The following is a 17,984-nucleotide window of genomic DNA, read 5'->3' on the forward strand; positions in this document are numbered from 1 at the left end:
GATCGGTGCGTGCAGCGGAATTCAGCGGGTGCGTGCGGAAGGATCCGTGGCGGTGACAGCGCGGGACGCGAGCGGCCGACCGGTGACCAGGAGCGCGTCGACGGCGAGCGGACCCTCCTCCGGAGCCAGGGTCCGTCCGTTGCCGCGCCGGCCCCACAGGCTGCCCGCCCACCCCAGCAGGAAGGCCGCGGGAACGGAGATCACGGCGGGGCTGCTCAGGCCGAACCACGCGAAGTCGGCCGTCGGGACCAGTGCCGTCGGGCTACCCGACACGGCGGAGGAGAACAGGTACAGGCCGATCGTCAGCGTTGTTCCGCCGTAGACCGTCCACAGCAGTCCCGTGCGGTTGAATCGGCGCCAGTGGAAGGTGTACATCAGGGCCGGTGCCGCGGTCGAGGCCGCCTCGGTCGTGGCGAGCTGGGCCAGAAAGCCGGCGGAGTGGCCCTGGGCGATCACCGCGAGCGCGATGCCCAGGGCGCCGAAGAGCGCCACGGCGACACGGGCGGCGTTCAGTTCGGCCGACGGGCCCGACCGCTTGTGCCGCGCGACGTAATGGTACGAGTCGCGGGCGAGGGCGCCGGCAGCCGCCAGTGTGGTGCCGCCGACGACCGACAGAATGCACAGGAACAGGGCGCAGGCCACAGCGGCGAACATCAGGTTGCCGAGCCCGTTCGCCGAACCCCCTGTCAGGCTCCGGGCCAGGAGCATCAGCGCGCCGTCGGAGTGCGTCTGTCCGTTGAAGATCTCACGAGTGCCGATCCGTGCCGCGGCCGTGGATCCCAGCAGTATCAGCGCGGCGCACAGGAAGGCGAGGACACCGGCCGCGTATCGCCTGAAGTGCCCTGATACGTCGAAGCCCGCACGCCGGGCGGGAAGTGCGCGGTCGGCGTGCGGGCGGAGCTGTCGGCCCCTTGTGTGGGTCGGGAGCCTGTGCGGTGGGCCGTGTCAGTCCGTGGGGGGCGGCTCTCCCCAGGGGAAGGCGCCGCTCGCGTTGTGCAGGGGTACTTCCGGCAGGCCCTCGGGGTCCTGAGACCGCAGGGCGCGCAGGAACAGCGACGTCGTCCAGCGGGCGTGCGCGGTGAGCTGGGCGGAGTCGTGGCGGGGCCCGGGGCTCAGGAGGGCGTCCATCTGCAGCCCGGCTGCCGCCATGCGGACGAACAGTGCGGCGTACGTGTGGGCGTCCGGCAGGGTGTAGCCATGGAGCCGGCCGTCCTCCAGCAGAGCGGCTGCCACGAGGTCGACGACGTGCGGCACGCCGAGTGTGCGCATCGCCTCGGTGAGCTCGGGGCGGCGGGCGGCTTCCGTGGTCAGAACCCGGAGGAGGGCGAGGTGCTGGGGGGCGGTCGTCGCCTCGAGGAGCTTGGCGACGATCCGTGTCAGCCTCTCCCGCGGGTCTTCGACCGACGACAGCGTCGCCTGGTCCAGGTCGAAGTCGACGGACGAGGCGCCGCGTTCGATCACGGCACGGAAGAGTTCCACCTTGTCACCGAAGTGGGCGTAGACGGTCGTCTTGGAGACGCCGGCCTGGGCTGCCACGGCGTCCATCGACGTCTGATCGAAGCCCCGGTCGAGGAACAGGGTGACCGCCGCGTCGAGCACGGTCTCTCTCTTGCTCCGGGCCCCGGCCTCCGGGCGGGGACGCCCCTTGACTGCCATCTCGCTCCTTCTCGGGCAGCCGACCCGGCAGATGCCCGTGTCCCTTTGTCTGTTGACCTCTTTGCGACCCTATCGTAACGTCGAATCTGTACTGAACGGTTCAGTTCAATATGTGCTTCGCGCGCAGTACCTCACATCCCCGAAGGAGCAGTTCGATGAGTGAGCAGGACCCGTTGTCCTCCGGGACAGGACGGCGCCGCGGCCGGGTGGTCCGCGACGCGGCGCGTGGCCTGGTGCCACTGCTGAGGCGCAATGCCCTGGAGGGAGAGGAGATCGGCGCGCTGACGCCTGAGACGCTGCGGGCGATGCACGAGGCCGGCGTGTTCAAGATCATGCTTCCGCCTGAGCTGGGCGGGGACGCGCTCGGGGCGCGCGACACCGTCGAGATCACCGCCGCGCTGGCGGAGGGGGACGGGGCGGCCGCGTGGACCGTGTTCGTGTCCGGTGGCATCCGCAATCTTCTCGGATTTCCCGAGCAGGCCGTCGAGGAGGTGTTCAAGGAGGCCGAGACCTGGGTCGGCCCGCTGGCGGTGGGTGCCTCCGTCTTCTCCCCCGTCGTGGGGTCGGCCCGAGCGGTGGAAGGGGGCTTCATGGTCTCCGGCGAGTGGGCCTTCGGCAGCGGATGCAAGCACGCCGCCTGGGCGGTCGTCGGCGTGGGGTACGAGGACGCGGAGGGTCACCCCCACCGTGCGATGGCGCTGCTGCGGCGCGAGCAGTACACGATCCTGGATGACTGGCACGTCATGGGGCTGAAGGGCACGTCGAGCAACGGCATCGCCGTCGAGGGGGAGGTCTTCGTCCCCGGCCATCGCTGCCTCGACATGGCCGACCTCCCCGCGACCATGAACAGCGTCCGCGAGCGTTACTCGGGCATCGGGTTCCGCAACGGGACACGGGCCCTGATGATCATCACCTGTCTCAGCAACGTCGCGATCGCCCTCGGCATGGCGCGCGGCACGCTGGACTGCTTCGTCGAGCAGGCGAGGGCGCGCAAGCCGTTCAACCTGCCCTACCCGACGGTGGCGGACATGCCGTCCACTCAGGTGTCCGCCGGGGCGGCGCGCGCGATGATCAATGCCGCCGAAGCCGTGATTCTTCGGCACGCGGACGAGGTGGACCGTCGGGCACTGGCGGGAGAGGACTTCACTGCGGCGGAGGAGTCCGAGATCACCATGGACCTCGTCCACGCCGTCCGGCTGTGCGCGGACGCCGTCGACCGGCTCCAGCTCACCCTCGGCTCCTCCACGGTGAGCCTGAAGAACCCGATCCAGCGCTTCGCGCGCGACGTGCGCGTGCTGGCGACCCACGGCGCCATCCGGTTCGACCCGATGGCGGAGATCAGCGGCCGTCAGGTCCTGGGACTCGAGCCGTTGTCCATGTTCGCCGGCGGCCTCCCCCAGGTCGGCTGAGTCCTGCAGCCGCCGCCATCAGGAAAGAAGTGATCTCCATGTTCGACACTCAGCGTGGTGACCGCGTGCTCGGGGGCTCGGCCGAAGACGTCGCACGACGTCCGGAGCCGGCGGCCCGGAACGAGAAGGCCCTGCGGGAGGCGTTCGGCTGCTTCCCCAGCGGGGTGATCGCGATATGCGGAATGGACGGCGCCGACCCGGTGGGCATGGCCGTGAGTTCCTTCACGTCGGTCTCCCTTGCGCCCCCGCTGGTCTCGGTCTGTCTCCAGACCACGTCGCGTACCTGGCCCAGGCTCAGGGCCCTGCCACGGCTGGGACTGAGCGTGCTCGGTGAGGGCCAGGCCACCGTATGCCGCGCCCTGGCGGGCAAAGACGAGAACCGCTTCGCGGGGGTGGGCTGGGAAGCGGGCGAGCAGGGCGCCGTGTTCGTCGACGGCGCGATCACCTGGTTCGACTGCACTCTGCGCGCCGAGATGCCTGCCGGCGATCACGCCATCGCCCTGCTGGAGGTCGGGCGTCTGTGGACGGTGCCGGCGGCCGACCCCCTGGTCTTCCACGGCAGTCGGTTCCGGCGCCTGGACAACGGTCGGCGATCGGCGGTGCCGGCCTGACGTGGACCGCCCGGACCTCCAGCGATGGCCTCGACGAAAGTGAGCACGCTCATGCCTTCCTCGCCCCACTCCGTGACCGCCGCCAACAAGCGCCTGGTGGCAGACTTCTTCTCCACCGTCATCGCCGCTCGGAACGCCGACGCGGTCGCCGGATACGTCAGCCCCGACCTGATCCAGCACGGCGCGGACGTCCCGAGCGGCGCGCAGGCCTACACCGCGTATCTGCGGGCCCGCTTTGTGCGTGAGACGGAGGCCGCCGGACCGGACGGCGCCGCTCCGCCGCCGGTGCCGGTCTTCATCATCGCCGACGACGATCTGGTGTGTGTCTGCCGGTACCTCCCGCAGCCCGATCCCGCCCTCCCCGGGGCCACCTTCGACTACTACACCTTCACCACCTTCCGAGTCCGCGACGGGCGGATCACGGAGCGGTGGCCTTCGGTCAACAAGGTGGCTCCGCCGCAGCCGCCCGCTCCGGACACACCCTCGCGTGCGGTTCTCGTGTCGGTGTCCCCCGGTGACGACACCGAGGCGAACAAGCGCCTGGTGCGCGATTTCTACCGCTGCATTTTCGATGCTCAGAATCCCGACGCCGTCAAGGACTTCGTCACCGAGGACTACCACCAGCACGTCTCCCAGTACCCGGCCGGCCGTGCCGGGCTGGAGAAGTTCGTTCGCGGCCAGTTCCCCGACGGGCCCCTCCCGACACCGGCCGAGCCGCTCAACCCGCCGGTGCTGCTCGTCGCCGAGGGAGACATCGTCGTGTGCGCCGGGCTGATGCCCCAACCCGACCCCGATGCCGGCGGCGGGACGTACCCGTACTTCGTCTACGACGCCTTCCGGGTGCGAGAGGGGCTGCTCGCCGAGCACTGGAGCGGCGTGTCCAAGGCGGCTCCGCCTCGCCACCCCGTGCCCCCTCCGAGCCTGCCCGCCTGACGTCCTGGGACCCCAGCGAGCCGGTCGCACCGCGGCGACACCACGGTGCGACCGGCTCGCCATGTCGCGGCGCGGGCAGGAGGCGGCACCGGCGCGAAGAGGGGGGCCGACGGCGGTATCCGCCGCCGGCCCCCTCTGGGTGAGGCACAGGATGCACCGTGTGTCAGTCGGACTTCTCACTCTGTGCCGCGACCGCCTGGTCGAGGGTCACGTGGTCGGCCCAGTTCCCGTGGAAGCCGAACGGGACCCGGCTGGGGAGCTTGACCCGGGCGAGCGGGGTGCGGACCAGGTCGGCGGCGTCATGGATGAGGAGTTCGGACAGGCCCGTGAGGCGGTTCCACCACAGGGACAGCAGATAGCCGTCGTCTTCGGAGCGGACGTTCTCCCGGGCGACGAAGACCGGCTCGCCGGGGTTGGTCAGCCCTGCGGGGCCTTCCACGACACTGGTCGTGCCCCGCAGGAAGTCGTGCTTGGCCAGCCCGTCACTCATCGTGTCCGCGGCCAGCGAGCGGGTGGTGACGAAGTAGCCGTAGCGGTGCTCCAGCCCGGTGAAGGCGTCGTTGATCCGTGGGAACTCGCCGGCGAGACCGCTGAGCATCTCCTCGGTGGCCCTGCCGGTCGCCAGGTCCACGCGCCACCGGTGGGGGAGCGACGGGGGGAACCAGGAGTGGGAGGTGACCGGCGTCTCGAGCCGGTCGGCGGGGGTGCCCAGCCGGGTGATGCGGTGCCCGTCGACGACGACCTGCCCGTCACGCTCGTAGGCGTTGTAGAAGTGCGTGTTGGCCCAGTGGCCGCCGACCTCGTGCCAGGTGACCTGGTGGGTGCTGCGGTTCATGAGCACGATCTGCACGCCGTGGGGGAGCGAGGCCTCGTCCCAGACGACGCCCGGCTCGCCCCGCATGATGTGGTCGAGGCGGAACTGGGCCGGGGTGACGAAGAAGACCGCGTGGTTCTCGGTGACGGCGAAGTCGTGCATGAGCACGGGCACTTTGATGTCGAAGCTGTGGCTGTCGATGACGTGCCCGGTCTTCACGTCCGCCCGGTACCAGGTGATGGTCGGCCCCGTCGCGGCGAAGAAGAGCATGTCGCCCGTGGCCGGGTCGGTCTTGTAGTGGGCGGTGCAGAGCACGTCGATGCCGCCGTGGAAGTCGTAACTGCCGTACGTTTCCAGGGTTTCGGGGTGCATCGAGTACGGCAGTCCGCCCTCGAAGTAGACCAGCAGGTGGTCGTCGAAGATGCCCACGTTGGTGTTGGCCACGTTCTTCGCGGGCGGAGCCCCCTGGGGAAGCGGCGCCGTACTGCCGCCGTTGGCGAAACCGCTGTAGACCGCCTCGCCCTGTTCGACCTCGAACTTCATGGAGTCGGTCATCACCCAGCGGGTGCGGTAGGCGGCCCGGCCGTCGCGCAGATAGATGCCGCACACCATGCCGTCTCCCTCCCACCAGTGATAGCGCTCCGGATCGCGCGGCTGGAAGCGGGGGTTGGAGGAGATGCGGAACAGGGCTCCGGCGAGGTCTTCGGGGATCTGGCCGTCGACCTCCAGGTCGTAGGCCGCGTCCTCCTCCGTCCAGGGCGTGAAGGGCCCGTCGAGGAACTTGTTGCCGGAAGCCCAGCCGGCCGCGTCCTCGGGCCGGCGGGGGGTCGGCGGTGCGGCCGCGGCGCGTGGGGCGATCGTCATCGGGTCCGGCGGAACGAGGCCGGATCGGGGGGCGACTGCGTTCATCGATATGTCCAATGCGGGTGGTGGGGAGGTGGGCCGGGGACGCCTGACGGCGCACCCGGTGCGGGGGGCCGGGATCCCGGGGGGAGGAAGGGACCCCGGCCGGCGGAGGGGATCAGAACGGGTAGCCGGGGATCTCGCCCCGGACAGTGACCCACTGCTGCTCGGTGAAGGCCTCGAGGTTGGCCGTGGTGCCACCGTGACGGGAGCCGTTGCCCGACTCGCCCATGCCTCCGAAAGGCACGGTGGCCTCGTCGTTGACGGTCTGGTCGTTGATGTGCACGAGCCCGGTGGGGATCCGGTCGGCCAGTGCCAGACCCTTGGCCGGGTCGCCGGTCAGGATGCCGAGGGAGAGACCGTACTCGGTGTCGGTGGCGAGTCGGACGGCCTCGTCCAGGTCCTGGAAGGCGACGACGGGCGCGACGGGGCCGAAGATCTCCTCGGTGTAGGCGCGCCCGGTCAGCGGGACGTCGGCCAGGACGGTCGGCCGGTAGACCAGGCCCTCGTAGGTTCCGCCCGCGGCCAGTCGTGCCCCGGCGGCCAGGGTGTCGGTGACCACGGAGTGGGCGGCCAGCAGCTGCCTCTCGTCGATCATGGGACCGACGGCGACCGCGTCCGTGGCCGGGTCTCCCGCGGGCGCGGCGTCGGCGCGCTCGGCGAGCCGTGCGACGTACTCCTCGGCGACGGAGGCGTGCACCAGGTGACGGCTGGAGGCCATGCAGATCTGACCGGCGTGGTGGAACGAGCCGAACGCGCCCGCCGACACCGCCTTGTCCAGGTCGGCGTCCTCCAGGACGATCAGGGCCGAATTGCCGCCCAGCTCCAGGTGCACTCGCTTCAGCCGTCGCGCCGCGGCCGTGGCGATCGCCTTGCCGGCCCGGGTGGACCCGGTGAACGCGATGACCGGTACCCGGGGGTCGTCCACCAGCGCCGCTCCGACGTCGGCGCCGCCGGGCAGAACGTGCAGCAGCCCCTCGGGAAGTCCCGCCTCCTCGAAGACCCGCGCGATCGTGACACCCCCGCAGACAGCCGTGCGCGGGTCGGGCTTGAGGACGACCGCGTTGCCCAGCGCCAGCGCCGGCGCCACCGCCCGCATGGCCAGCACCATCGGCGCGTTGAACGGAGCGATCACGCCCACGACGCCCACGGGCCGACGCCGCGAGAACGACAACCGGTCCTCCACCGAGCGGAGTACCTCGCCGAAGGGGGCCGCCGCCAGGGCTGCGGCCTCGTAGCACTCCTCGGCGGCGCCGTTCGAGGTCTGGAACTCCGCGAACGGGCGCAGGGCTCCCGACTCCCGCACGATCCAGTCCGCGATCTCGGCCTGGTGCCTCTCGAACAGGGCCGCGGCACGTCGTAGCACCTGTGCCCGCTCGATGTACGGCAGGGCCGCCCACGCGCGCTGGGCCTGTGCGGCCTGTGCCACGGCTCGGTCCAGGTCGGCGGGTGCGGCCGCACCGACGCGGGCCAGCGTCCTGCCGGTGGCGGGCTCGACGGAGTCGTAGGGCTCACCGGAGCCCTTGACCCACCCGCCGGAGAAGATGCGCCCCTGCCAGTCACGATCCTCGAGAAAAACCATGGTGCTCCATCCATTGATCTGGACTGTACCGTCCAGTTTACTGACGTCGTCGCGGCTTTCGCCAGACGTGGGCGATCGGCGGCAGCGTCCTGATAAGTGGGACTCTTCACTTGCTTAACAGGACACGCGCTCGCATCGGGGGTTGTCAAGAGGGAGGTCCCCCCTTACTGTCTCGATAGGCGGTACATCCATCCTGAAAAAGGAGACACGATGGGTATCACTGGTCTGGGACACACCGGCTTCTGGGTCGAGGACCTGCCGAAGATGCGCGACTTCTACGAGCGCGTCATGGGGCTGACCGTCACCGACGAGGACGAGGAACTGGGGATCGTCTTCTATTCGGCTCGCCCCGAGGACGAGCACCACGAGTTCGTGCTGCAGCGCGGCCGGACCGCACCGCCCGGGGTCAAACTCACCCACCAGGTGTCATGGCGGGTCGACTCGCTGGAGACGATCATCGACTTCCATCGGCGCTTCCGCGCCGAAGGCATCGAGGTCCAGCAAGAAGTGACCCACGGCAACGCGATCGGGATCTACTTCTTCGACCCCGAGGGCAACCGCAACGAGGTCTACCTGCGGATCGAGCGCGACGTGCGCCAGCCGTTCCGCAAGACGATCGACCTCGACCAGGACCCTCAGCAGATCCTCGCCCAGGCGGAACGACTGCTGGCCGACGGCGGCCCGGCCTACCAGCCGGTGCAGTAGTCCGGCGACCTCACGTCCAGCTCACACTGCCGAAAGGCCCATCATGGCTACACCACCCCCGGCGTCCTCCGGTGCGGCGCCGCTGGTGCTCGTCGTCGGCGCGGGACCGGTCGGGCTGACCGCGGCCAACCTCCTGGGCGCGCTCGGTGTGCGCGTCCTGGTCGTCGAGCGTCACACGACCACGAGCGACGACGCGAAGGCGATCAGCCTGGACGACGAGTCGCTGCGCACACTGCAACTGGCCGGCCTGGACGAAGCCGTCTACCCGATCATCGTGCCGGGGACGGGCACCAAGTACTACGGAGTCGGCGGACGGCCGCTCGTCCATGCCCGCGGCACCGGAGAGCGGCGATACGGGCACCCGTTCAAGAATCCGTTCGCCCAGCCCGATCTCGAGCGCGTTCTGCGCTCCGCTCTCGACCGCTTCCCGCACGTCGAGGTTCGCTTCGGGACCCGCCTCGTGGAACTGAACCAGTATCCCGACCACGTGTGGGCCACCCTGGCGTCCGATGACGATGACGAAGCGACGCGGCAGATCGAGGCCGCCTACGTCCTGGGGTGCGACGGAGGCCGCAGTACCGTGCGTGAGCAGTTGTCCGTCCCCATGCGCGGACGCAGCTATCCGGACGACGTCTGGCTCGTCGTCGACACGCTCGAGGATCCGCACGACGAGCGCTACGGCATGCACGTCGGCGACCCCGACCGGCCCCTCGTCATCGTGCCCGGGCGGGAGGGGCGGTGCCGCTACGAGTTCCGGCTGCGCCCGGACGAGTGCGCCCCCGGCGACGCGGTGCCCTTCGGCCTGGTGCGGGACTTGCTGCGCCCGCACCGGGACATCACCCCGGAACAGGTCGAGCGCTCCGTCGCCTACACCTTCCACGCCCTGCTGGCCGAGAGGCTGCGCGACGGCCGCTGCTTCCTGCTCGGCGACGCCGCGCACATGATGCCGCCTTTCGCCGGACAAGGGCTCAACTCGGGTGTCCGGGACGCGGCCAACCTGTGCTGGAAGGTGGCCGACGTGCTCGCCGGGCGGGCCGTCGACGCGCTCCTCGACACCTATGACATCGAGCGCCGTCCGCACGCTCAGGCAATGATCGAACTGTCCGTGCGGCTCGGCCGTGTCGTCATGACGACCGATCACAGACGGGCCCGGCTGAGGGACCTCTGTGTGCGTGCGGCCCTGCGGAGCCGGCGCGGACGCCGGTACCTGACCGAGATGCGGTACCGGCCCGACACCCGGGTGCGGGCCGGAGCGGTGGTGCCGGCCGACGGCCCTGGAGAGGCGCTGGCCGGCACCCTGCTGCACCAGCCCTCCGTGCTGCACGGCCCCGGATACACGCTCACTCGGCTCGACGATCTCCTCGGCCCGGGCTGGAGCCTGCTGGGCGTCGGCCTGTCGGACGAGGAATGGAAGGCCGTGGCGGCGGTCCCGCTGCCCGACGCGCGGCGGGTGGACGTGGTGCTCGGCGACCGCGCACCCCGTGCGCGCGACGGACGAGCCGCGGTGGCCGATGCGGACGGCGAACTCGACGCGTACCTGGCGTCATTGCCGGGCCACCTGCTGCTGGTCCGCCCCGACCGGCTGATAGCGGCCGTCTTCACCCCCGGCCGGGCCGGTCACGTGGCACGGGCACTCGGCCCGTTCCTGTCCCAGGCCCGCACCCGCACAGCCGGGCCGGCCGGGGCCCCCGAGGAGCTTCGCCGGTCCGGCACTTCACCTTCCCCCACGGGCGCGGCCCCGGCAGGCGGCCCCGCCCCGAGAAACGACGCACAAGGAGCCCGCAAGTGAGACTGAGCACCATCCGTACGACCGATCACGGCACCGTCGCCGTCCGCCACGAAGGCGACGAACTGGTGCTGTTGCCCCACGCGGACGTCGCGGCCCTGCTGGCCTCGGGTGAGGACTGGGCCCGGCGCGCGGCCGAGTCCGACGGCCGGCGCGTCGCGGCCGCCGAAGCGTCGTACGCCCCGGTGGTCCCCCACCCCAACAAGATCGTCTGCCTCGGCCTGAACTACGCCACGCACATCAAGGAGATGGGCCGCCCGACCCCGACCCATCCCACGCTGTTCGCCAAGTACGACGGAGCCCTCGTCGGCGCCCACGACGACATCCACATGCCCGCGGTGAGCGACGATCTCGACTGGGAAGCCGAACTGTGCGCCGTGATCGGACGCCCGACCCGGCACGTCGGCGAGAAGGAGGCCCTGGACGCCGTCGCCGGATACACGATCCTCAACGACGTCACCGTCCGGGACTGGCAGCACCGCACCCGTGAGTTCCTCTCCGGCAAGACCTTCGAGGCCACGACACCGGTGGGGCCCGCCCTGGTGACCTCCGACGAGCTTCCGCCCGGAGCCGCGGGCCTGGACATCGGATGCAGCGTCGACGGACACGCCATGCAGGAGTCGAACACCGCCGACCTGCTCTTCGACGTGGCGCACATCGTGTCCTACGTCAGCACCATCATCACGTTGCTTCCCGGTGATCTGATCGCCACCGGCACCCCGGGCGGTGTCGGGGCCGGGCGCGACCCGAAGGTCTTCCTGCGTCCTGGCCAGACACTGGTCACGCGCATCGAGGGGATCGGTGAGCTGAGCAACCGCGTGGTCAAGGACGATCCCGCGTGAGCCCGGCACGAGAAGCCTCGGGCCGAGACATCGTCCACCCGTGTGTCCCGCAGATCAGGTGAAGCGTCCCCCGCGGGCGCCTACCGTGAGCGCAACTCGACCGCGGACCGGGCGCTCGACATCCTGATGATGTTCGGCGAGAGGGAGCTGGTGGTCTCCGCGACGGCGGTCGCCGGGCGGCTCGGCGTCGCCCGCTCGACCGCCTACCGCTACTTCCAGTCCCTCGTGTCGAGCCGCTTCCTGGAGGAGGCGCCGGGCGGCGGCTTCCGGCTCGGTCTGCGCGTGATGGAGATCGCCCGGCTCGCCCGGCGCGGCTACGGACTCCCCGAGACCGCGCTGCCCGCCATGACGGCACTGTCCGAGCGGACGGGCGAGACCGTGCTCCTGACTCGGCGGGTGGGCGACCTGGTGGTGTGTGTCGAGACCGCCGAATCCGGACAACGTCGCGTCCGCATCTCCTACGAACGAGGCAGCGCGCTGCCGATCAACGCCGGCGCCTCGGCACATGTGCTCCTGGCCTGGAGCCCTGCGGACGAGGCGCGCCGTCTGCTCGAGGCCGCGCAACTGGAGCAGTTCACTCCCTCGACGCTGGTCGATGTCGACGCGCTGATGGAACGTCTGGAGGGGATCCGGGCCGCCGGGTACGCGATCTCGCGCGCCGAACTCGACCCCGACGTTCTCGGTGTCGCCGCCCCGGTCCGTGGCGACACGGGACAGGTCGTGGCGGCCGTGAGCGTGGCCGCGCTGGCCTCAAGGGTCCCGAGCGGGACGGAAGCCGACCTGGTGGGCCATGTGCTGGCCGCGGGACAGGAAATCTCCGACCGGATGCGCGTGGTGGCCGGCTGACGGCGACCCCCTTGTGGGTCGCCCTCCTTCACCGGCTTCACCGCGGCCGGCCGCCGCACACTCAAGGACGCCGTCGAAGGCGACGTCAAGCGCGTCTCGCTTGAGGAGCGCTGCCCGAACCGGGCGTCGCGCCCCTGACCGTCGCGGCGGCGGCGTGTCGCACTCACCGGTGTCACGCGGGCTGTGAAGGGCACGAACGACCTCGAACCCGCAGCCACAGAGGGCGCGGGCTTCTCTGGTCCGGCAGGGCCGGCCTGCCTCGCCTCCGCCATGACGAGCCTCCCCGATGCCTGGTGCCCGCGCCGTGTGCCGGTGCGGGCACCAGAGGGACCGGGCCACGAGTCTCGCCGTGGCGACTGGGCGGTGGACGACACCACGCCGGCCACGCCGCGTCCCCTCGGTCAGGAAGCGTCTACCGGGGGCCGGGAGACGGTGCCGAGCCGGAAGGAACCGCCGGGGGGCCGGGCAGCGGCGGCGGGGGAGGCGGCGGAGCCGTCCGCAGCGGGCGGAGCACCGCCGCCCAGCGAGCGAGTTCCGTGAGCATGGGCGCGACGGATCCTTCGGCGGGCGGCGGCGGGGTGAACACCCCGCCTTCGACGTGCTGCATGACGAAGGGGACCGAGACCCCTTCCGGGATCGGCATCATGCGCAGGGTCGTGACGATCTGTTTCATCACCTGCACGGAGCGCAGGCCGGCGGCGATGCCGCCGTAGCTGACGAAGCCGACCGGCGCGTACAGCCACTCGTTGTGGAGGTAGTCCACGGCGTTCAGCAGACTCACCGAGGGGCCGTAGTTGTACTCCGGGGTCACGAAGACGAAGGCGTCCGCCTCCTTGATCTTCGCGCTCCAGCGCCGGGTGTGCTCGTGCTCGTAGCGGCCCATCCGGGGAGGACCGGGCTCGTCGAGCAGCGGGAGGTCGTAGTCGGCGAGATCGACCAGCTCCACCTCGAAGCCGCCGTGCTTCTCGGCCGCCTCGGCAGCCCATTCGGCGATCGGCCGCGCCAGCCGGCCCGGCCTGGTGCTGCCCACGATGACCTGGAGTTTCATGGTGTTGTCCGTGCCGCTCACATCGGTCCCTTTCCGGGCGCCAGCTTCTTGAAGGGGCCCCAGTGCTCGGACAACCGGCCGTCGCTGAGGCGGAAGACGGCGAGGCTGTACCAGTCGTAGGTGCTGCCGGGGATCAGCGGGTCCGGGGTGGGCTGCCGCGTCATCACGCTCGCGAGCTCACCCTCGGCGATGATGTTGACCACGGCGGGTGGCGGCCCTCCGTCGATCGGCGCGTGACGGAGGTGTTCGATCAGCTGCTCGCGACCGTTTCCGGGGGCGTTCGGGTCGTGCTGGACGAAGTCCTCGGTGACGCGGCGCTTCATGATGTCGCGGATGCGCTCCTCGACGGCGTCGTCGCGGATCATCCGGGCCAGCTCGGCCACGAATTCGATCACGATCCGCTTGGTCGCGGCCACGTCCGGGTCGGGAGACGCCGCGACCGCGTCGATGTAGTCGGGGCGGTCCAGCCATGTTTGGTAGAGCTCGGGGGTGTGGAATTCGGCGATACCGTCCACGATGCTGAAATCGCTCATCGCGCGGGCTCCTTCTCGGGGGCGGCCACGCCACGCTGCGGCACGGCGGCGCCGACCATGGGGAACGGTTCGATCCCGAGGAGGCGTCGGCCGTTCTGCTCGGCGAGCGGGTCGACGCGGATGGCTCCGTGCGAGGTGACCACGCGTGCGTCGCGGACGAAGCGCTGGATCGGGTTGGACAGCGAGACGGTCGAGGAACCGAGCGTCTTCTGCAGCAGATTGATGGCGTCCTCGCAGAGGTTCGCCGCGTAGGCGAGCGCGAGGCTGATCTCGGACTCCTCCTCGTCGGTGAACTCGAGACCGGCGTCGGTCCGTGCGTCCACCTGGTCCGCGAAGCGTTCGATCGTCGACCCGGCCAGGACGATCATCGCCTGCGCGCGCCCGGCCGCCACCTGCGCGGAGGCCATCTCGGCGACGCTCGGGTAGGGCAGGGTGAACGGCTTGCGCCGCATCGCCTGTTCGGCGAAACAGGACAGCGCGCCGCGTGCCATGCCCAGCGTGATCGCGGTGCTGCTGAGCGCCACGGTCATCAACAGCGCCCGGCCGCTCTGCCTGAAGGCGGCGCCGCTGTAGTGGTGCCGGATCCGGTCGAGCCGCGGCGGAAACTCGGCGAGGTCGAGGAAGCGGTAGTCGGGGACGAAGATCTCCTCGGTGACCCGCAGGCTGTTGCTGGACGTTCCGGAGAGCCCCATGACGTGCCAGTCGTCGAGGATCTCGAACTGCTCCCGCTCCAGCACCACCACGCCGCGGCCGGTGCCGCCGGCTTCCGCGGGGTCGAAGGCGACTCCCACCATCGCCCAGCGGGCGTGCTTGCAGCCGCTGCCGAAGGCCCACCGGCCGCTGACCATCCATCCGCCGTCGACCTTGCGAGCGTCCCCGACCGTCGTCGCGAACACCGAGGCGCCGACGAGGGCCGGACCCACCCAGCCCTCCACGTCCTTGCGGATCTCCTCGACCAGCTCCGGCTGGAGCCCGAGGAAGTTGCGCAGCCCGACACCGACGAAGGCGCTCCAGGCCGCCGAACCGTCACCCTCACCGAGCGCCGCGACGACCTCGACCAGGTCCCGCGCGCCCAGAGCGGTGCCGCCCCACTCGATCGGCATCGTCATGCGGTAGATGCCGGCCCCGTCGAGCGCTTTCAGCACGTCGGGGGTCAGCGCCCCGATCCGCTCCCCTTCGCGCGCCTGTTCCCTGATCAGCGGCTTGAGTTCGCGAATGCGGTCGCGCAGCTCGCGCCCGGCGTCGGTGAGCCACTGCGACTCGACTGCCCCGAACTCGGGGAGCGGGCCAGGCGGAGGCATCGGCGGCTCCCTGTGGGCAGTGGGCTGAGACATGGACTCTCCTTGCTGAGTAGGACGGCGAATTAAATGAACTGTACTGTGCAGTTCAGTACGCCTGTCAAGGCGATCGACCCCGCCGGAGTGGTGTGGCGGCGGGGCGGTCGGACCGAACCGCTCCAGGTCGTTGACAACGCCGAATCGCACGTATTGACTGCACTGGACCGTACAGTACGGAATGAATGCGAAGACCGACTCCCGGAGGGAACGTTGCAGGAGTACACGATCGTGGGCGGGGTCGCGCAGATCCATGACCCCGCCTTCTTCGAGGCGTGGATGCACCGCGATGACTTCGTCGACGCGCTGTCGGAGTCGCCGACAGCCGAGGTGACCGCGATGAAGCGCCTGGTCATCGAGTTCGAAGCGGCTCTCGCCCGGATGATGCTGAGCGGCCGGGTCGACGAACAGGTCGACGGCATCCTCGAGAAGTTCATCGTCGACGACTACATCCAGAACGATCCGAACGTGCCCGGCAACGGGCGTGCGTTCCTGGCGGACGGATTCCGCAAGATCCCCTTGACCGGGGACGCGCCACCCCCTCCCGTCGCGTTGATCGTCGAAGGCGACCTCGTCTGTCTGCTGATGCAGAAGCCGTGGCCCGATCCGACGGCCCCCGGCGCGACGTACGACTGGTTCATTCCCACCGTCTTCCGGATCCGGGACGGGAAGCTGGCCGAGCACTGGGGCGCGTACAAGAAGGGCGGCCATGACGCCGGGCCGGCGCCGGAGTAGCGCGTACACAGGTCCCGGCAACCCCCCGCCCGGATACCGGCGAACGATGGAGACGCGCTCAACGGTTCGCGCGTGACCGGAATCAAGAACGGTCGGAGCCCTCGCGCCGGAGACGCTCGGTCGTGAGCGAGACGCGGGTGTCGTCGAGCCCACGCTTCCCGCTGAATGCGGCGGCACGGCTCCGGGCGCTCCGGGAGTCCTTCGCCACGGCGCGCGTAGCGGCTGACGGCTTCGTACGTGGTCAGTCCGAAGCCGTCAGTGACGCCCTCGATGAATGCGTGCCCCGAGATGACCCAACTGGCCTCCGTGGTCGGGGACTTCGTCTGACTCCTGGTGCCTCGCGCAGGACAGATGGCCGGCGTCCGTGCCTGGCGGTCGATTCGCCGGTCGTGACGTGGCCGAAGCGGGTGCGGGCGCAGTCCTGCGCGAGGGCTCCCCGGTCGTCCCGCTCGTACTGACGGCCCGCTCATTCACCCTCTTGACGTGGCCGGAACCCTCCCCGTACCGTCCAGCTCGCACTGGACGGTACAGTCCAGTCGCTCTCGAGCCCATCACCGATGGGAAACACCGCGCCCGGTCCCGCTGCGGTGCCCCCTGATCACCAGCGCCCACAACTGAATAGCGCGGTCGTCACAGCCGACGCCCGCTTCTACCGAGTTCAAGGAGTTCCGATGTCTCCAACGACGAATCCATCGGAAACGCCGGGGTCTCCCCCCACGCCGGACCCGTCCGTGACGACACCGACGCGCGACGGCGCTCCGCCGAAGAACAGCTGGAAACAGTACGTCGCCGACTTCGTGAAGGCCCCCCGTCAGGCCAAGGCCGCACTCATGGGCAGTCTGCTGCTCGTCGCCATCAGCCCCTCCGCCCTCTCAGCACTCACTCCGTATGTCGCGCCGGCGTACGCGATGAAGACCGGCACGACGCCGTCGGACGCGATCCTTCTCTTCGTCACCGTGCCGCTCGTCATCGGCCCACTGCTCCTGCCGGTCGTCGGACGCTGGGTGGACCGGCAAGGAGCTCGGCGCGTTGCGATTCCAGCGGTGATCCTTTACGCGATCACCACCGCGGCCGTCCCGCTTGCCGCGGGGAGGACCTGGCTGCTGGAAACACTCCTCATTCTTGCGGCGATCTGTGGATTCGCCGCTAGCCTCGGGGTCGTCTTCAAGGTCATCTCGACGTGGTTTCCCGAGCACCGCGGGATCGGGTTCGGATTCGTCGGGGTGACGTCGAGTCTGGCCGGCGCCGTTCTCTCCCCGGTGTTCCAGTGGCTCGTCAACGGCGACGCCCCGGCGGTTCCCTCGGGAGGATCCCCTTCCACGGCGCCGCCGAGCGGCAAACCGCCGGTCTCGGCGGCCGACCCCGGGGTGTTCACGGGACTCGGCTGGGACGGCGTGTACTACGTGGTCGCGACAGCGATCGCCGTCATAGGCATCCCGGCCGTCCTCTGGCTCATCTCCGAACCAAAGGTCACTGTTCCTGCCGGCCCGAAGCTCCTGGAGGCCGATCTGCCCGGTGTGCCGTTCCGGCGGGCTGTTCGAACCCGCGCCTGGATCTTCATCGTGCTGCTCCTCACGTTCGTTTCCACCGGACCGGTCTCGGTACGCCAGAACGCCGTGGACCTCTTCGGCCAGAGCGGCATCGACGCCGCGACTGTGTCGCTCGGACTCTCCGTGCTCTTCAGCGCGTCGGTCGTCGGGCTGCTCGTCGCCGGAACCGTCCTCGACCGAGCGCGCCATCCGTGGATCGTGGCGGTGCTCATCGCGACGGTGCCGGTCGGTCTGGCGCTCGCGCTCATCAACGGCGGCTCTCTTGCGCTCTTCTACGTCGCCATGGCACTCCTCGGCTTCGCGACGGGCGCGGAATCGGCCCTCGGCCCGGCATTGATCGCCAAGTACCTCGGGCTGAAGTCGTTCGGATCGATGCAAGGTCTGACCCTCGCGATCACGGGCTCGGCTCTGGCGCTGGCGCCCTACGCCGTGAGTGCGATCCAGGCGAGTTCCGGCAGCTACACCCCTCCCCTCCTGATGCTCGTCGGGCTCACCGGGATCGGGGTCGTTCTCGCCGCACTGCTTCCGAAGTACCCGCGGCCGTGGGTGATGCAGACGCCCGCCGAGGACGATGTGCCCCGTCAGCCGACGGTCGCCTCATAGCCCCGCCGCCCGCGCGGAGGGGAGCAGTCGTTTCACGCCGATCCGGCAAGCGGTCTTGGCGGCCCTGACCCTGGGGCACGCCAAGCCGCCAAGC

Annotated in this window: 16 protein-coding genes; 9 read left to right on the forward strand and 7 right to left on the reverse strand. The window is 70.2% G+C overall.

Annotated elements, in window-relative coordinates; translation table 11 throughout:
- Positions 1-21 precede the first annotated feature (21 nt).
- Both ACFY2L_RS24070 and ACFY2L_RS24075 read right to left on the reverse strand, forming a co-directional pair.
- Positions 22-804 carry a hypothetical protein gene (locus tag ACFY2L_RS24070; protein ID WP_390823499.1) on the reverse strand — a complete coding sequence of 261 codons (783 nt, stop codon included), beginning with the start codon at positions 802-804 and terminating at the stop codon, positions 22-24.
- Positions 805-945: 141 nt separating this feature from the next.
- A complete protein-coding gene (locus ACFY2L_RS24075; RefSeq protein ID WP_390823329.1) occupies positions 946-1,656 on the reverse strand; it encodes a TetR/AcrR family transcriptional regulator in 711 nt (236 codons plus the stop codon).
- A 155-nt stretch (positions 1,657-1,811) separates the two neighbouring features.
- Here ACFY2L_RS24075 and ACFY2L_RS24080 point away from each other — a divergent pair, with 155 nt between their 5' ends.
- From ACFY2L_RS24080 to ACFY2L_RS24090, 3 genes are read left to right on the forward strand one after another with little or no spacing between them, the layout of a single operon-like run.
- Positions 1,812-3,065, forward strand: a complete 1,254-nt coding sequence (locus ACFY2L_RS24080) for an acyl-CoA dehydrogenase family protein (protein WP_390823330.1) — start codon at positions 1,812-1,814, stop codon at positions 3,063-3,065.
- A gap of 38 nt (positions 3,066-3,103) precedes the next feature.
- Positions 3,104-3,676, forward strand: a complete 573-nt coding sequence (locus ACFY2L_RS24085) for a flavin reductase family protein (protein ID WP_390657418.1) — start codon at positions 3,104-3,106, stop codon at positions 3,674-3,676.
- Between the two features lie 51 nt (positions 3,677-3,727).
- Positions 3,728-4,609 carry a nuclear transport factor 2 family protein gene (locus tag ACFY2L_RS24090; protein WP_390657419.1) on the forward strand — a complete coding sequence of 294 codons (882 nt, stop codon included), beginning with the start codon at positions 3,728-3,730 and terminating at the stop codon, positions 4,607-4,609.
- A 163-nt stretch (positions 4,610-4,772) separates the two neighbouring features.
- Here the strand turns inward: ACFY2L_RS24090 and ACFY2L_RS24095 are convergent, their stop codons facing one another.
- Together ACFY2L_RS24095 and ACFY2L_RS24100 are read right to left on the reverse strand one after the other, a co-directional pair.
- Positions 4,773-6,287 carry a carotenoid oxygenase family protein gene (locus ACFY2L_RS24095; protein WP_390823331.1) on the reverse strand — a complete coding sequence of 505 codons (1,515 nt, stop codon included), beginning with the start codon at positions 6,285-6,287 and terminating at the stop codon, positions 4,773-4,775.
- A gap of 157 nt (positions 6,288-6,444) precedes the next feature.
- Positions 6,445-7,908: an aldehyde dehydrogenase family protein gene (locus ACFY2L_RS24100; protein ID WP_390657421.1), complete on the reverse strand. Its 1,464-nt coding sequence runs from the start codon at positions 7,906-7,908 to the stop codon at positions 6,445-6,447.
- 210 nt (positions 7,909-8,118) lie between these two features.
- Between ACFY2L_RS24100 and ACFY2L_RS24105 the strand changes: the two genes are divergently transcribed.
- Genes ACFY2L_RS24105 through ACFY2L_RS24120 form a run of 4 tightly spaced genes read left to right on the forward strand, consistent with a single transcriptional unit; the run spans position 8,119 to position 12,087 of the window.
- Positions 8,119-8,613, forward strand: a complete 495-nt coding sequence (locus ACFY2L_RS24105) for a VOC family protein (RefSeq protein ID WP_390823332.1) — start codon at positions 8,119-8,121, stop codon at positions 8,611-8,613.
- Positions 8,614-8,656: 43 nt separating this feature from the next.
- The gene (locus ACFY2L_RS24110) at positions 8,657-10,402 is read left to right on the forward strand and encodes a bifunctional 3-(3-hydroxy-phenyl)propionate/3-hydroxycinnamic acid hydroxylase (RefSeq protein WP_390823333.1); all 1,746 of its coding nucleotides are present in this window, start codon (positions 8,657-8,659) and stop codon (positions 10,400-10,402) included.
- Complete coding sequence (locus ACFY2L_RS24115) at positions 10,399-11,241, forward strand: fumarylacetoacetate hydrolase family protein (RefSeq protein WP_390657424.1); 843 nt, start codon at positions 10,399-10,401, stop codon at positions 11,239-11,241. The genes ACFY2L_RS24110 and ACFY2L_RS24115 overlap by 4 nt, the downstream gene beginning before the upstream one ends.
- A gap of 42 nt (positions 11,242-11,283) precedes the next feature.
- Positions 11,284-12,087 carry an IclR family transcriptional regulator gene (locus ACFY2L_RS24120; protein ID WP_390823334.1) on the forward strand — a complete coding sequence of 268 codons (804 nt, stop codon included), beginning with the start codon at positions 11,284-11,286 and terminating at the stop codon, positions 12,085-12,087.
- A gap of 412 nt (positions 12,088-12,499) precedes the next feature.
- Here ACFY2L_RS24120 and ACFY2L_RS24125 read toward each other — a convergent pair whose 3' ends face one another.
- The 3 genes from ACFY2L_RS24125 to ACFY2L_RS24135 are packed head-to-tail and all read right to left on the reverse strand — an operon-like array spanning position 12,500 to position 15,002.
- Positions 12,500-13,135, reverse strand: a complete 636-nt coding sequence (locus ACFY2L_RS24125) for an NADPH-dependent FMN reductase (RefSeq protein ID WP_390657885.1) — start codon at positions 13,133-13,135, stop codon at positions 12,500-12,502.
- A 17-nt stretch (positions 13,136-13,152) separates the two neighbouring features.
- Entirely contained in the window at positions 13,153-13,668 is a 516-nt protein-coding gene (locus ACFY2L_RS24130) for a nuclear transport factor 2 family protein (protein WP_390657426.1), read from the reverse strand.
- Positions 13,665-15,002, reverse strand: a complete 1,338-nt coding sequence (locus tag ACFY2L_RS24135; RefSeq protein ID WP_390657427.1) for an acyl-CoA dehydrogenase family protein — start codon at positions 15,000-15,002, stop codon at positions 13,665-13,667. Before ACFY2L_RS24135 ends, ACFY2L_RS24130 begins: the two co-directional genes overlap by 4 nt.
- A gap of 213 nt (positions 15,003-15,215) precedes the next feature.
- Here ACFY2L_RS24135 and ACFY2L_RS24140 point away from each other — a divergent pair, with 213 nt between their 5' ends.
- Together ACFY2L_RS24140 and ACFY2L_RS24145 are read left to right on the forward strand one after the other, a co-directional pair.
- Entirely contained in the window at positions 15,216-15,737 is a 522-nt protein-coding gene (locus tag ACFY2L_RS24140; protein ID WP_390823335.1) for a hypothetical protein, read from the forward strand.
- A gap of 731 nt (positions 15,738-16,468) precedes the next feature.
- Entirely contained in the window at positions 16,469-17,890 is a 1,422-nt protein-coding gene (locus ACFY2L_RS24145; protein WP_390823336.1) for a nitrate/nitrite transporter, read from the forward strand.
- The last annotated feature ends 94 nt before the right edge of the window (positions 17,891-17,984 follow it).

The sequence above is a fragment of the Streptomyces sp. NPDC001381 genome, assembly GCF_042895685.1.
GTDB lineage: Bacteria > Actinomycetota > Actinomycetes > Streptomycetales > Streptomycetaceae > Streptomyces.

What these genes read in the sequence shown, in the direction of transcription:
- ACFY2L_RS24105 (WP_390823332.1), top strand. Translation starts at nt 8,119, where the DNA reads ATGGGTATCACTGGTCTGGGACACACCGGCTTCTGGGTCGAGGACCTG.
- ACFY2L_RS24095 (WP_390823331.1), bottom strand. Translation starts at nt 6,287, where the DNA reads ATGACGATCGCCCCACGCGCCGCGGCCGCACCGCCGACCCCCCGCCGG.
- ACFY2L_RS24135 (WP_390657427.1), bottom strand. Translation starts at nt 15,002, where the DNA reads ATGTCTCAGCCCACTGCCCACAGGGAGCCGCCGATGCCTCCGCCTGGC.
- ACFY2L_RS24080 (WP_390823330.1), top strand. Translation starts at nt 1,812, where the DNA reads ATGAGTGAGCAGGACCCGTTGTCCTCCGGGACAGGACGGCGCCGCGGC.
- ACFY2L_RS24100 (WP_390657421.1), bottom strand. Translation starts at nt 7,908, where the DNA reads ATGGTTTTTCTCGAGGATCGTGACTGGCAGGGGCGCATCTTCTCCGGC.
- ACFY2L_RS24075 (WP_390823329.1), bottom strand. Translation starts at nt 1,656, where the DNA reads ATGGCAGTCAAGGGGCGTCCCCGCCCGGAGGCCGGGGCCCGGAGCAAG.
- ACFY2L_RS24130 (WP_390657426.1), bottom strand. Translation starts at nt 13,668, where the DNA reads ATGAGCGATTTCAGCATCGTGGACGGTATCGCCGAATTCCACACCCCC.
- ACFY2L_RS24090 (WP_390657419.1), top strand. Translation starts at nt 3,728, where the DNA reads ATGCCTTCCTCGCCCCACTCCGTGACCGCCGCCAACAAGCGCCTGGTG.
- ACFY2L_RS24085 (WP_390657418.1), top strand. Translation starts at nt 3,104, where the DNA reads ATGTTCGACACTCAGCGTGGTGACCGCGTGCTCGGGGGCTCGGCCGAA.
- ACFY2L_RS24125 (WP_390657885.1), bottom strand. Translation starts at nt 13,135, where the DNA reads ATGAAACTCCAGGTCATCGTGGGCAGCACCAGGCCGGGCCGGCTGGCG.
- ACFY2L_RS24110 (WP_390823333.1), top strand. Translation starts at nt 8,657, where the DNA reads ATGGCTACACCACCCCCGGCGTCCTCCGGTGCGGCGCCGCTGGTGCTC.